Origin of the sequence: Megasphaera hutchinsoni (genome assembly GCF_001553405.1) — a bacterium.
Classification (GTDB): Bacteria; Bacillota; Negativicutes; order Veillonellales; family Megasphaeraceae; genus Megasphaera; species Megasphaera hutchinsoni.
In genome coordinates this window covers 1-18,372 of record NZ_KQ960955.1, presented here as the reverse complement: position 1 = coordinate 18,372, position 18,372 = coordinate 1, and the positions used below count along the sequence as shown (strand labels likewise).

Annotated in this window: 13 protein-coding genes; 9 read left to right on the top strand and 4 right to left on the bottom strand. The window is 41.1% G+C overall.

The genetic code is table 11. The annotated features are described in order from the left end of the window. Window positions 1-63: 63 nt before the first annotated feature. From HMPREF3182_RS06630 to hutW, 5 genes are all read left to right on the top strand, one after another. Complete coding sequence (locus tag HMPREF3182_RS06630) at window positions 64-675, top strand: MotA/TolQ/ExbB proton channel family protein (protein WP_007392517.1); 612 nt, start codon at window positions 64-66, stop codon at window positions 673-675. Window positions 676-687: 12 nt separating this feature from the next. Next, window positions 688-1,092 carry an ExbD/TolR family protein gene (locus HMPREF3182_RS06625; RefSeq protein WP_062486426.1) on the top strand — a complete coding sequence of 135 codons (405 nt, stop codon included), beginning with the start codon at window positions 688-690 and terminating at the stop codon, window positions 1,090-1,092. Window positions 1,093-1,099: 7 nt separating this feature from the next. Then, window positions 1,100-1,894 carry a TonB family protein gene (locus tag HMPREF3182_RS06620; protein WP_007392540.1) on the top strand — a complete coding sequence of 265 codons (795 nt, stop codon included), beginning with the start codon at window positions 1,100-1,102 and terminating at the stop codon, window positions 1,892-1,894. 118 nt (window positions 1,895-2,012) lie between these two features. Continuing rightward, window positions 2,013-2,528 (top strand): flavodoxin family protein, encoded by a 516-nt coding sequence (locus tag HMPREF3182_RS06615; protein WP_062486425.1) that lies wholly within the window; start codon window positions 2,013-2,015, stop codon window positions 2,526-2,528. A 15-nt stretch (window positions 2,529-2,543) separates the two neighbouring features. Beyond that, window positions 2,544-4,160: a heme anaerobic degradation radical SAM methyltransferase ChuW/HutW gene (hutW, locus tag HMPREF3182_RS06610; protein ID WP_007392512.1), complete on the top strand. Its 1,617-nt coding sequence runs from the start codon at window positions 2,544-2,546 to the stop codon at window positions 4,158-4,160. 101 nt (window positions 4,161-4,261) lie between these two features. Here the strand turns inward: hutW and HMPREF3182_RS06605 are convergent, their stop codons facing one another. The 3 genes from HMPREF3182_RS06605 to HMPREF3182_RS06595 form a co-directional block, all read right to left on the bottom strand. Continuing rightward, a complete protein-coding gene (locus HMPREF3182_RS06605; protein ID WP_007392492.1) occupies window positions 4,262-6,193 on the bottom strand; it encodes an OPT family oligopeptide transporter in 1,932 nt (643 codons plus the stop codon). Window positions 6,194-6,450: 257 nt separating this feature from the next. Next, window positions 6,451-7,779: a putrescine-ornithine antiporter gene (potE, locus tag HMPREF3182_RS06600; protein WP_062486422.1), complete on the bottom strand. Its 1,329-nt coding sequence runs from the start codon at window positions 7,777-7,779 to the stop codon at window positions 6,451-6,453. A 184-nt stretch (window positions 7,780-7,963) separates the two neighbouring features. Then, complete coding sequence (locus HMPREF3182_RS06595; protein WP_007392541.1) at window positions 7,964-9,145, bottom strand: acetyl-CoA C-acetyltransferase; 1,182 nt, start codon at window positions 9,143-9,145, stop codon at window positions 7,964-7,966. Between the two features lie 823 nt (window positions 9,146-9,968). Here HMPREF3182_RS06595 and HMPREF3182_RS06590 point away from each other — a divergent pair. Then, on the top strand, window positions 9,969-10,550 hold the full coding sequence (locus tag HMPREF3182_RS06590) for a hypothetical protein (protein ID WP_062486419.1): 582 nt from the start codon (window positions 9,969-9,971) through the stop codon (window positions 10,548-10,550). Window positions 10,551-10,580: 30 nt separating this feature from the next. Beyond that, a complete protein-coding gene (locus tag HMPREF3182_RS06585; protein WP_007392528.1) occupies window positions 10,581-11,825 on the top strand; it encodes a deoxyguanosinetriphosphate triphosphohydrolase family protein in 1,245 nt (414 codons plus the stop codon). Between the two features lie 50 nt (window positions 11,826-11,875). On the opposite strand, the gene HMPREF3182_RS06580 is transcribed toward HMPREF3182_RS06585, so the two are convergent. Further along, window positions 11,876-12,079, bottom strand: coding sequence for a DUF1858 domain-containing protein (locus tag HMPREF3182_RS06580; protein ID WP_007392533.1), 204 nt, complete (start codon window positions 12,077-12,079; stop codon window positions 11,876-11,878). A gap of 561 nt (window positions 12,080-12,640) precedes the next feature. Between HMPREF3182_RS06580 and HMPREF3182_RS06575 the strand changes: the two genes are divergently transcribed. Both HMPREF3182_RS06575 and HMPREF3182_RS06570 read left to right on the top strand, forming a co-directional pair. Further along, window positions 12,641-14,248 (top strand): L-lactate permease, encoded by a 1,608-nt coding sequence (locus HMPREF3182_RS06575; protein WP_007392552.1) that lies wholly within the window; start codon window positions 12,641-12,643, stop codon window positions 14,246-14,248. Between the two features lie 467 nt (window positions 14,249-14,715). Continuing rightward, the coding region (locus tag HMPREF3182_RS06570; RefSeq protein WP_156439318.1) for an ESPR-type extended signal peptide-containing protein at window positions 14,716-18,372 on the top strand (3,657 nt) is incomplete at its 3' end.

The window sequence follows — 18,372 nt, the reverse complement described above, 5'->3', positions numbered from 1 at the left end:
AGTGGATATCGACATATATGTTGATTTTTCAGCAGAGTATTTATTTTATAAGGAGTGTGCGGAATGGAAGGATTACAGTATTGTTTGCATTTGTTTAGAAGTGGTGGTATTGTTATGTACCCTATGCTATTGTTATCGATTTTTACAGTAGCAATTGCGATTGAACGTAGTTTTTATTATCGGGCAAATCGGAAAAATTCAAAGCAGTTTTTTGCACAGGTTGAAGAGTTGGTAAAGGCAAAAAAATGGTCGGAAATTGCACAGCTCTGCAGTGAATCTCAAACCGCAATTAGTCGTATTATTCTTGGAGGCTTACAGCACGATGAAAGTGAAACGGCAATGAAAGATGGATTTGCGGAACAAGTAACCGTTGAAGCGGTTGGCTTCCGTAGATATTTAGATTATTTAAGTGCTATTGTAACAATTTCTCCTTTACTCGGATTGTTAGGTACGGTTACAGGGATGATTGGTACGTTTAGTATTTTAGATAATGGTGCTGGTGCAACTGCCATTACAGGTGGGATTGGCGAAGCGTTGATTGCAACTGCATCTGGTTTGTGTGTAGCGATTATATCATTTTGTGTATATACCTATTTTGATCATCAATTAGATACGATTATTACGGATACGGAAAAATTATGTGCGATTGTCTTTAATGCATGGAAAACAAAATAGGAGGTATAGCGAATGTTTACGAACTTGAGAACAAAGAGGAAACCGATATTCATGATCATACCTATGATTGATATCATCTTTTTCCTTTTAGTGTTTTTCATGATGAACAGTTTGCAGACGGTGGCACAAAAAGCGTTGTCTGTGCAATTGCCCCAAGCACAGCATGCTTCAGCACCTGTACAAATGCCCATCATTATTACAGTTGACGCACAAGGGCATATTACATTGGATAATAAACCCGTTAGCATTCAAGAAGCAACGGTAATGATGAAACAGCATATGGCAGAAAATCCGGAAGCAGCGGTCGTGTTACAGGCGGATAAAAACACCATACATGGACAAGTAGTTGCAGTTATGGATATGTTGAAGTCAAGTGGTGTAAAACGATTGGCGATTGCGGCAGAACAGAAGGGATGAGGACATCATGCGGAGATTTAGTTGGAAAAGGGCGTATGCCTGCTCTGCTGCTGTTCATATCTTAGTTCTTGGGATTGCTGCATTCTGCGTAGCGGGACAAGTGCTACATCAAGAAAAACAACAAATGTATGTAGTTGATTTGGATGATGGTGATATGAGTCAAGGGAGTGGTCATGCTGGAGGAGGAGGAGGAAGTGACAGCAATGAGCTATTCCCCGATAAATTATCCGAAAAAGAAGTAGCAGAAAAAGTAACACAAGTAGAAGCAAATCAATCGATACCACAAGAAATACCGAAACAAGCGGTAATGACGAAGGCCGTAGCTAGTTCAGGTAATGTTGGTAAGGCGACTACGTCCGGTCATGGTTCTGGTGGTAGTGGATCTGGAACGGGTGGCGGTATCGGTTCAGGAACAGGTCGTGGAACTGGTTCGGGTGTTGGCGATGGTCATGGCTACGGTAAAGGTAGTGGAGATGGTCAAGGCAGTGGCTATGGTAATGCATCAGGAACAGGTAGTAGTCCTTTTGATAAAGCTGGTTTTAGAGCTAGAATTGATAGTCATAAACAGTATCCGCCGATGGCAGTGAAACGGCATATTCAAGGAAACGTTACAATTCAAACGACACTAGATGGAAATGGGAATTGTCTTGGTGTGGCTGTAGTGGCTTCTTCAGGGCAAGCAATGTTGGATAGTGCCGCCGTGCGTGCGGCTCGTGCAGCATGCCCGTACCCCAATGCAACGAAAAAGAAGATTACGGTTACGACAACAGTGCGATTTGAATTAGAGGACGATGATGAATAGGAATATGATGTTGGTTATGATGTAAGTGGAGTGACGATAATGTAACTTTGTTAGGCATTATCGTCTCTTTACTACATATAACATATATGTGTTTATATTTTTTTATGAGGTGATAGGTATGAAAGCAATTGTATTATATTCTACTCGTACAGGAAATACGAAAAAAGTAGCGGAAGCGGTTACAAAAGGATTACCGGCAGGTACACTCTGTTTGTCTGTAACTGATGTACCAGCTAATATAGATGAATACGACTGTGTATTTGTCGGATATTGGGTAGATCGCGGTTTTCCCGATGCAGCAGCGAAAGAATGTATTAGTAAATTAACGAATGCTCATGTAGCTTTATTTGGTACGTTGGGAGCAGATCCAGATTCAGAACATGGTTCTATGTGCATTAAAAATGCGAATTCCGTAGTACCAGAAGGCTGTACTATTGAAGATTCGTTTATTTGTCAGGGAGCGGTAGATCCTAAAATTATCGCGATGATGTATAAACAATTCCCGCAGGGTCATCCCCATGGTCAGTCGGCAGAACGCGATGCCCTACATGCACGGGCAGCAAAGCATCCGGATGAAACAGATTTGGATCATGCAACGAAATTTGCTACTCGCGTATGGAGTCATGTGCAATAATAAGAGGAGAACATTATGAGTTTACAAACATTATTTGATAGTTTAACAGAAGAACAACAGATTTTTCAATTTGGTGCACCAACGGATAATCCGTTGGCGAACGCATTTCCTCGTAAACGTGTTGTACATGCCGGCTTAAATGGAACTGTGGTAGCTCCGGCTGAGTCACAACAAATTTGGCAGGAGTTAATGTCTAAACCACCGAAGACAAAAGAAACACAAATGGCGTATATTCATATTCCCTTTTGTAAGACGAAGTGCTTATATTGTGGCTTTTTCCAAAATGGCACGAGTCAATCGGTGGAAGATCAGTATATTGATAAGTTAGTTCAAGAAATTGAAATGGAAGCGAAAAATCCACGTTTGCGTGATGGTTTAATTCATGCCTTATTTATTGGTGGCGGTACGCCGACATCTCTTTCTACAAAAAATATGGAACGGTTATTACAAACCATTCAGAAATGTTTGCCCTTGGCTAACGACTATGAATTAACGCTAGAAGGTAGAATTCATGATGTTATTCCAGAAAATATGGATGTATGGTTTGCCAATGGGGTGAATCGTGTATCTTTGGGGGTACAATCATTTCATACGGATATTCGACAAAATGTTGGTCGTTTAGATGACCAAGAAACAGTACTAAAAAGATTAGAGGAATTGCGGTCATATAATCAAGCGTCAATTGTTATTGACTTGATTTATGGATTGCCCGGACAAGATATGGATAAGTGGAAAGAAGATTTAGATCTGCTTATTGCCTCTAAAGTAGATGGCTGTGATTTATATCAATTGAATGTATTTGATGGCAGTGATCTAAATAAAGCGATTGTTTCGGGAAAATTGCCGGCCGCTGCAACGACGGAATACCAGTCGCAGATGTTTTTATTTGGGAAAAATTATTTGGCACAACATGGATATAAACGTTTGAATATTTGTCACTGGAGCTCAACAAACCGAGAACGGAGTTTATATAATACGTTAGCTCGTTCATCTGCACCGATGTTCCCTTTTGGTAGTGGCGCAGGCGGACATATTGATGGCTATTCTACGATGCTTCATCGGATTATTCAGCCGTATGAAGCTTATGTGGCACAAGGGAAAAAACCGTTTATGGCATTAATGAAGCAGTCCCCGTTAGAACCGATTGTCGAAGAAGTGCAATCGCAATTTGAAATGGGTTTTATCCATTTAGAAAAGATTGTTGCTTTTGATGAACGGTTACAAGGGTTAGATTGGTTGTTTTCTTTGTGGGAAAAACGAGGTCTAATTTCATTTAATGGCTTTCGATATGATTTGACTGATGCTGGTCAATTTTGGCAAGTTAATTTAACGCAATCTACGTTAGAATGCATTCAATATCTCATGACAGGAAAAAATGCTATTGCTATGGAAAAAGTGGCAGCCCAAGATTCGGAAAAGGCATCCGCTATGGTGGAAGCGATGAAGAAGATGAAGGAAATGTATACTGGTCATGGTGTAGAAGTGATGAAGAAAATGGCAGAAATGGGGGCAGCACATGGTAAAGAGGGGAAAGCGGCTGCTAGTCCGATGGAACGCATGGCTGAAGCGATGAATAATATGAGTCCTGAAGAGTTACAAGCTGTTATGAAACGCATGATGGGTGGCGAATAAAGAATTTGCTGATTAGGATAAAATAAGTGTATCGTAAAATGGTTGATGACATAAAAAAAGAGTGCTTATAAAGCACTCTTTTTATTTTCTTTGTAGAGCAATTATTTTGCTCTTTTTGACATGAAGTAGATAAAGCAGCCCATGCCAATGTATGTGAGGATACCGAGGTAGGTTGCACCTGGTGTTGTTACCCAGTTTTCCATAAACCAATGAATGCCAGCGATGTGTAACACAGCACTGATCAAGCTACCGATAGCCCCTCCTGCAACGAAACCGGACGCAATGGTATTGCCCTCATGGAGTCTCAATTCATTGATAATATCGCTCTTGCTGCTATGAGAAACGAGGTAGGAAATAATACCGCCGATTAATACGGGCGTGTTGATTTCCATCGGTAAATATGCACCTAAGGCGAAAGCAAGCGGGGGAACTTTAATCATCCACATGAGAAACGCGAGGAACGCACCCGCCATATATAACGGCCAAGGAGCCATACCGCCGTCCATCATAGGTTTAACGATGGCAGCCATCGCATTGGCTTGCGGTGCGGCTAAGGCGTGTTCACCTGTAAAGCCGTATGCATTGTTTAAGAGGAAGATAACGCCAACGGAAACAACACCAGCTAAGATAATGGATACTAGTTGCCATTGTTGCATTTTTTTCGGTGTAGCACCAGTAATATAGGCGACTTTTAATTCAGACATGAAGTTACCTGCAACGGCAAGGGTTGAGCAAAGAAATGCCGCCATCATTAAAATAGCAATGATACCACTTTCACCACGCATGCCAGCAGCACTCATGATTACGGCAGATACGATAATCATAAAGATGGTCATTCCTGATACGGGTTCATTCCCCGTAAAGGCAATCGAGCTGATACCTACTACGGATAGCATAAACGCAAAGATGAGGATGATGATAAATGCCAAAATTGTTTGAACTAAGGTGTCCGCACAAGTAATGTGGAAGAAAATCGCGAATAAGATGGTCATGAGCAAAGTGCCGATAGCGATTTGGCTCATTGGCAAATCCCGTTGTGTCCGCAATAAGCCGGTTGAACCAGTGGCATTGCCGGAAAAGATATCAACGAAAGCTCGTTTTATAACTCGTGCAACGACACCAGACATGGAGATAAGTCCGATAATACCTGCCATGGCAAGCATGCCGATACCGATATGGCGGACATACTGATTGAAGACTTCACGCATCGGCGCTTGTGACAATAACATAGCTTGTCCGTCTACGGTCATGAGGTGGTCGCCGCCTAAGTAATAGATTACTGGTAAGCAGACGAACCAGGAGAAAAATGAACCGGCTGCAATGATTGCGGCATAACGGATACCGGTAAAATAGCCGATCCCGAGTAAAGCCGCATCGCTGTCCAAACTAAGCATGAGTTTATATTTATCCGCAATGGATTGTCCCCACGTAAAGGTTTGTGTAGATAAGACTTCACGCCACCAGCCGAGGGTATTTAAAACAAAGTCATAGCCCATTGCGAGCAGACCGCTACCGATCATGATGCGTGCTTTAGAGCCTTCGTTACATTGTAACACTTCTGCTGCTGCTCGACCGGCCGGGAAAGGATAGGCGGCATCCATTTCTTCACAAAAATAACGGCGGAACGTTGTTGCTAAAAATACCCCTAAAATACCGCCTAAGATGATGGGAATAATCATTTGAACGAAGGAAACACCATGGAGATTAAGAATAAAAAGTGCAGGTAAAATAAACATGGTGCCGCCTAAAATATTTGTTCCTGCACTGGCAATCGCTTGGATATGCACGGTTTCAGGGAAAGCATTTTTTCGTTTAAACATGATAGCCATACCCATTGCTAAGACTGATACGGGTGCAAAGGCATCAACCGTTTGCCCTATTTTCAAGCACAGATAGCCAACGGCAAGTGAAAATAAAGCAGCAAAAAATAGGCCCCAACCAACAACATAGGAATTGATTTCTGCATATGATTGGTGAGGTGACATGGGTGGATCATAGACTGATTTTTCTTTTTTTTCGGATACATCAGACATGATTAAAAACCTCCTTTTTTTTATGTACTATTGTGGTATAAATAGCTACTTTTATTGTATGAAGAATAGGGGGAGAAGTCAACGATGAAGGGAATGCGTAAATAGTATACAAAGAAGGGAAGGATTAATTTTATAGATAACACTTTGGATGTAGGGGGTTGTCAACAAAAATGTCATTATAGATAAAAGAAAAAAAGAAGAAAAGCGTGCTTTTTTTTGGCAAACACTTTCTTCTTTTTAGCGTATGTTATATATTTTTATTTATTTATTTCCATTATTCGTTGTTTAGCAAGTGCAAAACGAATGACATAAATAAGCCAACCCGTGAGGAGGGCGACACCACCACCGATACAAGTCATCAAGGACAAGGTTGTCAAGGCGTAGAGACAGTAGATGATAGAAATGGTCGTTAAGGCATAGGTGGTGCGTGTTGTCCAGACCGTCCGCAAGGGGTGTTCTTTTTTGATGATACTTCGCAACGCAGCAGCACATAATATATAAGGGATGATATTAGTTACAACGGCTAAATTCGCCATCATTTCAAATTGTTTTGTCAAGGACGGGCTAATCGAGGCGATAGAGAGAATACTTTGTATCGCGAGGATAGCTAGTAGTCCTTTTATAGGTACGTCTGCCCGGGTGACTTTGGCGAATATTTTCGGAAATAGTCCACGTTGGGCACTTGTTTTAAAGACTCGTGCCAGCGTAAATTGCCATGAAAGAAGGGAACCGGCACAAGCGATAACCATCATGCCCATGACGAGTTTTCCTGCAAGCGATCCGAACATGTACGTGAAGACTAGTCCGAAAGGAGCGTGAGATGACACAATTTCATGATATGGAATAATGCCGGAAATGATGTTCGTTGACACGATATAGATGATAGCAACGCCGAGGGTACTGAAAAATGTTGCTAACGGCACGGAACGTTGCGGATTTTCTACGGCATCCATATTGACGGCTGCCGATTCAAGACCAAGAAAAGACCATAAGGTGAGGGAAATAGATGTTCCAATTGCCGTGCTATATGGATAATGGTGGGGATTCCAAGCCGCTATCCAGACGGTAGGGGAGAACCACAACCAACCACAGATGGACAAAATAAGAATAGGCAAAATCGAACCCCAAATGGCAATTGAACTAAGTTTTCCTGAGTAGTGGGAGCCATTAAAGTTGAGGACGGCTGTTAGCCAAAGCAAAGCTATCGTATAGACACAGGTTTGGATAGGAGAGAAGACCGTCCCTAAAAAGGCGGCACCATAACCGATTGCCGAAAGGGCGATTGCCACGTTCGCAATAACGATAGAAATAGCATAGGCGTAACTCGCTAAAAAATGTCCGAAACGACCAAACGCATATTCGGAATATCCCCCCATACCACCGTCTTTCGTGGAAAACATGCCACAGCGTGCAAAGGTAATCGATAAAGCAAGCGAACCTAGTGCTGTGACGAGCCAAGAGAGGATGGAAATGGTACCGACTTCAGCTAACTTGGTAGGTAGCATGATGATACCGGCACCCATCATATTGGCAGCGGTAATAAAGGTTAATTGGAGTAATGACATTTTTCGACGAGTTGATTTCATTATCAGTCCTTCTTTCTCTATATCTATGTATCTTGTTACAAGTATATCAATTCTAGCATTTTTAGAAGCAAAATAAAATACTTTTTTATTAAAAAATAACGCTTTTTTTTGCGTTGACTTAGATAGAGGAAAAGCCTACTCGTCATATTGACAAGTAGGCTTTGATGGGTATGATAAATGTTGATTATTTTAAGTTTTCTACAACGCAAGCCGCGCCTTGTCCACCACCGATGCAAAGTGTAGCTAAGCCGTATTTCCCTTTTTCTTGTTGTAATGCATAGAGCAAGGTAACTAAAATACGTGCACCAGATGCACCAATGGGATGTCCTAAAGCGATGGCACCACCGTGAATGTTTACTTTCTTCATATCAAGACCGAGCGTACGGCAACAATGAACAGCTTGTGCAGCAAATGCTTCATTTGCTTCGATAACATCCAAATCAGATGCTTTTAAGCCGGCCTTATCCAACGCTTTCTGCGAAGAAGGAATCGGACCTGCACCCATGATGCTCGGATCGATACCGGCGGAAGCGTAGCTCACAATTTTAGCAAGTGGTTTAATGCCCAATTCTTTTGCTTTATCAGCAGACATGATGACGAAAGCTGCTGCACCATCGTTAATTCCGGATGCATTGCCGGCCGTTACGGTGCCATCTTTTTTGAAAGCAGGTTTTAAGCCAGACAAGCTTTCGACAGTCGTATTATCACGAGGGAATTCGTCCGTATCAAAGATGATATCACCTTTTTTCGATTTCATGACAACGGGTACAATTTCATCTTTAAATAAGCCGCCTTTGATAGCTGCACACGCATGTTGTTGTGATGCTGCTGCGAGAGCATCTTGGTCAGCACGACTTACGTCGTATTGAGCCGCTATATTTTCGGCGGTAATACCCATATGATAATCATTGAAAGCATCCCACAAACCATCTTTAATCATTGTATCAACGAGGGTACCATTGCCCATGCGATAGCCCCAACGTGCTTTTGGCATAGCGTAGGGAGCTTGCGACATATTTTCCATACCACCGGCAATTACGATATCGGCATCACCAGCTTTTATCATTTGTGCTGCTAAGGTAACACAACGTAAACCGGAACCGCATACTTTATTAATCGTCATAGCAGGAATTTCTACGGGCATACCCGCTTTAATCATAGCTTGTCTAGCTGGATTTTGTCCGCTGGCAGCTTGTAATACGTTCCCCATAAGTACTTCATCTACTTGTGCGGCAGAAATACCAGCACGTTTAATAGCTTCGGCAATAACGATACCGCCTAATTCAGCAGCTGGTACGTCTTTTAAACTACCACCGTATTTACCAATAGCCGTACGGCATGCACTTGCAATTACTACTTCTTTCATGATGACCACTCCTTTTAATATTAGCTCTTTGGGGTACAGCATGCGTTTTGCTATACTCAAACACACGATGACCAATTGTTTGTTTTTAGAAAAATAATAGTTCTAAAATTCACAAACTATCTATACTTATAGTAAGAGTTTTTATCTTGAAATGCAAGTATATTTTTACTATTTGTCATGCAAAATGTGCAAACCTGAACGAAGAGAATTAAAAAAAATCATGAAAATAGTATTTTGTCCGCTAATATTCGTCGTTTAATCATAAAAATAGGTTATTCGTTTTATAATAGATGATTTATAAAAAGAGATATATTACATAAAATATGTGTATATAAACGTGAAAACTGGTACAAAAGCAACAAAAAAGCGGAAACCCTAAAGAGTTTCCGCTTTTTTGCTGTGTATGAGTGAATAAGAGAGCTACTACCATTGATTCACGACAAAGGGGTAAGCAAGTAAGAGGATTACCCCAATCATGAATTTAATATAAGGATGAAGTGATACCATATATATTCCCCCCTCGTGGTCTAACTATGTATAGGTCTGTGTACACCGTTAGCATACCGATGTAAGGGAAGAAAAGCAAATATAAAAAAAGGATAGCCCCTGAGGCAAAGATGATATTAAATGATATTGATAATCGAATTATGTTGTTTTTATCGTTTAAGAGAGGAATAACCGTTAAAAATAAGATAAATGGGGAATGGTATTTGTTATTTAATAAAAATGTAGTATAGTAAAAATAAGTGCTGGAGTATGGCGAGAATCCCTTCTCGACAGGGTACTCGGGTATATGGATAATGAAAAAAGTGAGGAGATATGAATGGGTGTATGGGATACGTTACGCAAGAGCGACAGAAATCGCACACGGCTGGAACAAATGTATGAAGACGCTTATGCGTTGTGCAATTCGCCGACACGGCAGAATGAAACATTAGGACCCAAGGAACGGCAACGTGTAGAAATGGGTGTCGCCTGTGAGCAAATAGCTAACGGAACGGGTGAATTTGGTCGCACGGTGACCAATCCTATTCCCGTAAATGGCTTATTTGGTGCATGGACGTATTTATCACGATTGCGTTGGATGCAGACGGGATCTAAGGTGTTTTTTCACCAATTACGACAGGAAGGATCAATCATGGTCTTTGCACTTATTAATCGTAGTGGTACATGGCAGGATACATTGTATGTAGATCCATATCATCCGTATGCGTCGCGTCATCGACCAAAGGGATATATGTTAGAAAAAGAGTTCGTTTTTCCGCGGGGCGTGACAACGCATATAGTCGCATTTCCACAAGGGTTGTATCGGTATATTCAACAAGAAGCAAAACGGCGGTTAGGAATAGCATTAGCCGATGAAGAAGGAAAGTATATCCAAGTAGAGAAGACAACGTATCCTTAAAAGGAATGGACAGGGATAGGAGGCAATAACATGAAATTAGCATTTCAGCAAGTTCGTATGGATGAACAACATCCGCATTGGAAACAAGCGATTTCTCGTATGCAGCCGTTGTATAAACGAAAAAATGACTTTCGTACGGAGTTTGGTCGTGATTATACGCGGATCCTTCACTCGACCGCATATAGCCGGTTGAAATATAAGACACAAGTTTTTTTTACGACTCAAAATGATCATATTTGCACTCGCATCGAACATGTTAATCATGTCGCCTCAGTAAGTAAAACGATTGGCTATTATTTAGGGTTAAATACGGAATTGATAGAAGCGATTGCCACGGGTCATGACTTAGGGCATGCTCCTTTTGGTCATTTGGGTGAACGGATTTTACGGGATATTTGTAAACGAGAAATCGGTGAATCTTTTTGGCATGAACGTCAAGGGTTACGAATTGTCGATGGTATTGAAACCTTGCTTGCTCCTGATGGTTCGATGGTCAATATGTGCTTGACCTATGCTGTACGTGATGGCATTATCAGTCATTGCGGTGAAGTCCGTGATACGATACTGCGACCACGTGAAGAAGCGATTGATTTAAATATTATTTCCCATCCGCATGAATACGAACCGTATACGTGGGAAGGGTGTGTCGTGAAGATTGCCGATAAAATAGCCTATTTAGGGCGTGATATTGAAGATGCATTGCGACTGGACTTAATTACGGAAAAAAGTGATCCCGTACGCATGTTAAAAAAGAAACTGGCAGATCATGCGAATATAAAAAATCCTACGTTGACGAACACTTCTATTATGTATCCTTTGATTACGGATATTTGTGAAGAAAGTACGCCTGAACGAGGCTTAGTGTTATCAGAGGAAAATATTGCCTTAATGAATATTATAATGAATTTCAACTATCGTTATATTTATCGTCATCCTCGGTTAAAAGTCTATCATAATTATGCAGCGCTGATTATTCGTTCCATCTATGAGGCCCTGGCACATTGCTATGATGGGAGAAATACGATAAATCGTATACAAGCGTTACAAGATGATTATCCCATCTTAGGAACGCATTTTTTGGAACGCCTTTATAAATATTCGGATATCGGCCGAAAATGGGTCAACGTTGATGCTTTTGGCAATCCTTATGGGAATCAGATCATCTATGCTATTACAACGGATGAAAAAGCTTATCGCCAAGCTTGTGTTGATTATATTGCCGGTATGACCGATCGCTATGCGGAAAAACTATTCCAAGAAATGACGACTTTATAAGAAAAAAAGCAAAAAAAAGCGTGTCACCCTTGAGGCAGACACGCTTTTATTTATTCTGGATTTGCTATGGCATCATTAATATCGGCGATTAATGCATCGACATCAATACCGTGAGCACCGGCTCCTTGACCGATAGTTTCAAAATGAGCGGCCATACAACCGACACAACCTAAGCCGTAATCTTGAAAAATTTCAACAATTTGTGGGTACTGTTGAACGGCTTCAATGATGCTGGAATCTTTGGTGATAACCATGTTTGTATCCTCCTTATATATCCCTTTCATACGACCCCTTTATAGGGTTACTGATTATATTATACCATATTTTAGTTGGTTGTATACACTTCTTTTCTCCCTACCTGCACAGGAAGGGACGGGAAAATCCCGTTTGATTGCATGGAAAAAATCATGACTTAAAGTAATTCGTATTTAGAATAATACGTAATACCAATCGCGCAAAGATAAAAATGAAAACGAATATCAACTAACCTTTTAAGGAAAAAAAGAAAAAGTAATTATAAAATAAACGATAATGCGAAAAAATATCATATAATATGAAAATATATACCGCAAAAGAATAAAAAAATATAAGCCTTGCAATAATGGTATACTATATTGATTTATTCACTATATGCATTATAATGATAAAAGAAACACAAGGCAACGGCTTAATGCATGACCGCATACAGCGGTAGTAACAGTCTTTTGCACATGGTGTTGAAGAAAGTTGGTATGTCCTCGTGAGAAGGGAGACATGCAAGGCAAGAAATGCAGGAAACACAACGCTCCATGCAGGAGTAGAAAGGGTGAATCGTTATGAGTGCTTTAGATGTATTTTTATCAGTATTGCCGATTTTATGGCTTCTCATTGGCTTGACCGTGTTAAAGATGGCCGCTTGGAAAGCCTGCGGTATTGCAGCAATTATTTCGTTTATTATTTCTGTTGGACCTTTTAGCAAAGCTCCCGTCATTATGCTTTCGGGTGCGTTAGAAGGGGTAGCATTAGCCGTATGGCCAATTTTGTTGGTTATTACAGCTGCTATTTTTACGTACAACTTGGTTGTCCATACTAAAGCGATGGAAACCATTAAGACCATGCTGACGAGTGTGAGTCCGGATAAACGGATTCTTGCCTTGCTCTTAGCTTGGGGCTTTGGTGCTTTTATGGAAGGGATGGCTGGCTTTGGTACAGCCGTTGCTATTCCGGCAGCCATGATGGTGGCGTTAGGCTTTGATCCGCTCAAATCCATTTTAGCATGCCTCGTAGCAAACTCCGTACCGACAACCTTTGGTTCTATCGGTATTCCTACGACGACATTAGCTTCATTGACCGGACTTGATCCAATAGAATTGGGCAGTTTTATTTCGACGCAATTGTTTATCCTCAATGTGCTTAGTCCATTTTTGGTAGTTGCTATCGTATGCGGTGGGGTTAAAGCATTGAAAGGGGTATTCTTGCCGACACTTATTGCAGGCTTAGCTTTGGCAGTACCCGAACTTATTATTACCATGGCGGTAGGTCCGGAACTTGCCGTGATGATTTCGTCGATAATTGTTATGGGTGCAATTATTATTTGTGCTAAAATCTTTAAAACGGACGCACCCGAATATCGTTGCGACGCTGACGTTCGTCCTGTTTCTGGCAGCGAAGGCGTGACGGCAGCAATGCCATTTATCTTGATTTTTATCCTTCTCATATTGACTTCAAAATTAGTACCAGCTATCAATGGACCGTTAAGTGCTATTAAGACGACCGTACCTATCTATTTAGGGGAACATGCAAAACCCTATACGTTTGTATGGATTGTTACACCGGGCATTATGATTTTCATCTCCGCCTTTTTGGGTGGCGCATATCAAAAAGCGAAATTAGGTGAAATGTTAAGTGTTTTAGGTACGACCTTTGCTAATTTGAAATTCACGTATGTTACGATCATCGCTGTTGTTGTAACAGCAAAACTTATGACGTACAGTGGTATGACCGCTACATTAGCAAGTGCCTTAGTAGGTGCTACTGGCACGGCTTATCCTGCTTTTGCTCCCTTTGTGGGTGCTATTGGCGGTTTTATTACGGGTTCCGGTACGAATAGTAACGTTCTCTTTGGACCATTGCAGACAGCTGCAGCAGCACAATTGCATCCGGGAAATGGTGCATTGGCATCGTGGTTGGCTGCGGCTAGCTCTGGTGCGGCTGGTACAGGAAAAATGTTCTCACCCCAAAGTATTGCCATCGGTATTGGTGCAGTTGCACCGGCCTTAGAAATTTTCATTAAAGAAAAGAACTTGGTTGGCGATAAAGCTGAAGCACTACGGAAAAGCATTCAAGCAAATGTTATTATGCAAAGCGTTGCAAAATACTTTATTCTGTATGTTATCATTAGTGGGTTGATTAGTTTCTTTGGTATGACCATTTTCCTTCACTAAGAAAAGAGAAAGTACGTTAGAGATAAACAAATATAAAAAAAGCGTGATAAGTATTACTTATCACGCTTTTTTTATTTACGGTGAACCTTGATGTTACGTATAAATATCAATACATGTAGCAGAGGCAATTAATAATACGTGGTACCAATTCGAATATACTCTTTGTTAATAAATAAAAGCATTTGTGAGAAACTCATCGACAGATGAGTGTGCTCATAATTTTGGTGGAACATAGGAATGGAATTGCATTTTTATTCTCTTTAGAATAGATAATTTTTTTTATAAAAGCATTTAAAATAATACTTATATACTTGAAAAGTATAATTGAAAAGGTTGTATACTATTAAATGCTATTATATAATAGCATTTAATAGTATTTATATGACTTCTTAGTTAATAATGTAATAAAAGTATTGTTTAATAAAAGGGTATTGTTTAATAAAAGGGATTTTGTGGAGGGAAAAATAATGAACAAAATTTACAAAGTTATTTGGAGTAAAGTAAAACATTGCTACGTAGTGGTTTCGGAAATTACCAAGCGAGACGGGAAAAGTGTGTCCCCGACGGGACTCCTTGCCCGCAAAGCGGCCGTCTTGGCGGTCATGGCCTTGTGCGGCGTAAGCACCGTTTTGCCGACAATGCCGGTTCGGGCAGATACCATAGGTACTTATCATGCAGGAGATCTTAAGTGGGATAAAGATAAACATAATAAGGCTGAATGGGATCCAAATCATCCGGTTACAGATGAGGATTACGGTTCTATCGGAGTGAGATCTGGCAAAGCTAGACTTAGTTTTCTGATGGGGCTGATCAGCGGTGAAACAGTTGCGGGCAAGGAAGATGGTTTGCCTGAAGAGTTGAAGCATAGAACAGCCATAGGAAATCGATTTCGTGTATTTGGATTCGGGGCAACGGCATATGGTTATGGTACTAATGCAGTAGGTGAAGGTTCATTGGCAGTCGGACATGCTGCAACGACAAATGGTAATGAAGGTACAGCAATCGGTTCTTATGCGAAAGTTTTGAAAGGACAGGGAACTGTTGTCGGGGCTCATAGTTGGGCAAATGACCAAGCTGTAGCACTTGGTGCGGATGTACGTGCACAGGGCTATGCCTCCATTTCCATCGGTAGTGATGATGCAGATCCGAAAGCTTTCACCGGAAGTAAGTTTTCGGATAAATTACCGGAAGAAACCATAAAAAAAATTTATAAAGACATGATAAACGATAATCCTACTTGGTTTAAAAATAAATATATGATAGATGATGCCGGTAATGATAGACGTGTATGGTCGCCGAATTATGCCGCAGGGGAGGCATCTATCGCTATCGGTTCCAGAACAGTCGCTTTAGGAGACGATTCTACTTCTATCGGCGTGTTGGCTATGGCATTGGCAGACAGATCGACCGCATTAGGCGTTCGTTCTTTGGTTAGTTCCGGCGCTAAAGGCGGTATGGCACTTGGTGAAGAAAGTCGTGTTATGAGTAAAGACGGTTTGGCTGTCGGGAATAAGACTTATTCCAGTGGAGACGGCTCGCTGGCGTATGGATATGATGCGAAAGCTCTCGGTGCCAATTCTATTGCTATCGGTCATAATGTCGGTGCCAATGCGATGTTAAACAGTGAAGCTCAAAATACCATGGCGAATGTTCTTCTATATAACGGAGAAGGGAAAATTAAACCTACTGGTACGAGATTCGATACTACGCAAGATAGAATTACCTATCTGGAAAAAATTATGGCCGGCTATGATAAAAAGAACAAACAATGGGTTGATGATGAAGGTAGCGTGCTACGTCAGTGGAAAGATGGAAACAACGGTCCTTTTAGAACTGAATATAGAAAAAAACAGGCTCAAGTGGGACCTAAACAGTGGAGTGATAATGCGATTGCTATCGGAAGACGTACGTATGCGATCGGCAATAATTCTTTGGTCTTGGGTTCACTTTCACTGGGTGCCGGTAATAACTCATTGAACGTCGGTCATTTTACATATACTAAAGGAGAAAATTCTGCTGCTATCGGTATGGAAGCTGCTGCCATAGCAGACAATTCTATGGCGATAGGTGTGAGATCCTTTGCCAATTTGACGAATTCTGTTGCTATCGGTGTAGGCAGTAAGACGGATTACACGAAAGACGATTTGGAACAGGACGGTTGGGCACCGCGCAATGCTATTACCTTCCCGTCATCCACACAGGTGGGTGTTGTTTCTGTCGGAAAAATCGGTAGTGAACGTCGTATTTCTAATGTAGCCAGCGGGTATCGTGATACGGATGCCGTCAATGTATCGCAGCTTCGCAGTTTGGAAGAACGTTTCTCCAGTAATTTGCCTGAGGACTCAGATCTTAATCCTTTCAGCTACTTGGCGGTGGATAAAAAGAGTGGGGATGTAACCAAAGTTATACCGCTGCAGAAGAAAGAGATGAATTATCGGAAGTATGTCAATTACCGCATTAAACAGATAGAATTACAGGTTAGGGAAAAAAATAAGGAAAAAGTTGATGAAACATTCAAGAATCGGATTCAGAATGTAATAACTAATTTGGAAAAAGGCGATAATAAGACGGGGATTGATGCTTCCGGATTAAAAGGAAAGAATGTCGACACTATTCTCAACGAATTGAAAGCAAAGTATCCGGGGTTGGATACAAGTGATACGAATGATGTTATCAACAAACTTAATGAGTGGAAGAAGGAAAAACTGAAAGACAGCTTAACGAAAGCGTTGACAAATGATGAACAGGGCTTTCTTAAAGGGACCAACTATTTGAATGACGGCGCGAAGGGGAAGGATGCCATTGCTGTCGGTTATAAAGCGCAAAGTTTGGCGGATAATTCCATCGCTATCGGTAAAGACAGTCACGTAGAGAAAGGGGCGCAAGGCGGTATAGCTTTGGGAGCTTTGTCAAGAGGTACAAGAGCCGGCGGACAGCGTGCATATGATTTCGGTAAGAATACTGTATATGCTAATGACGGTGATGCAGGTAAAGGAATCGGCGGACTACGTGCCAATAAATCTACTTCCGGAGCCTTATCAATCGGCAGTGATTCGATTACTCGTCAAATCACGAATGTAGCAGGCGGTAGCGAAGATACGGATGCCGTCAATGTGGCACAGTTGAAGCAAGTTAATAATAAGATAAATGGTGTAGATAATAAGATAAGTGGTGTAGATAACAAGGTAAATGATGTAAACACTAAGGTAGAAGGCAATATCGGTTTTAATATCGAAGGAAATACCGGCGGACAACCGTGGGTGTCGGCAGGAACAAAAGCCAGTCAAAAAGGAAAAATTTCTCTAAAAATACGAGGTGGAGATAACGATAGTAATATTAATGTAGATCTTGGAAGGTCTACGAATGATGGTTTTGATACCATTGAAGCCAAAATTAATTTGAATCATAATTTGAATAAGTTAGAAAGTGCTACGTTTACCAAAGACAAACGGACGAGTACGCTTAATCAGGACGGCTTGACCATCGGTTCGGGTAAAACGGCTGTCGCTTTGACCAAAGACGGACTCAATATGGGCGGTCAGGAAATCACGAATGTCAAAGAAAGTACGACCGTCACCAGTGCCGCCACAGTAGGACAAATAAATACGGCGAAAAACGAACTGAAAACAGAAATCACAACGGCACAAAATACGGCGACTGCGGCAAATTCAACTGCAACTCAAGCAAACTCTACGGCAAATACGGCAAATTCTACTGCAAATACGGCAAAGTTAACGGCAGAACAAGCAAAAGGTGCAGCAGATAAAGTAAATAAAGAGCTTGCTGCGTATAAGACGGAAGTTACGAAAAATTTGAATAATAAAGCCAATACCGATTTAGATAACTTGACACAAAACGGAAAAACGGTTGTTAAAAACTTGGCGAAAGAACAAATTGACAGTACTGTTACAGAAACTTTTGTGACCGGTAAGGTAAAGAAAGGAAGTGTCACATCTAAGACATTAACGGTTACCGGTGATGGTAAGGTTGTTGGTGCTGATTTGACATTGGACATCAAGGACAAGGCAATTTCTAAAGGCAAATTAAGTGATGAATTAGTTACGGAAATTGAAGGGAAAGCAACAAAAGCCGAAGTAGCAAATAAAGCAGAAAAAACATATGTC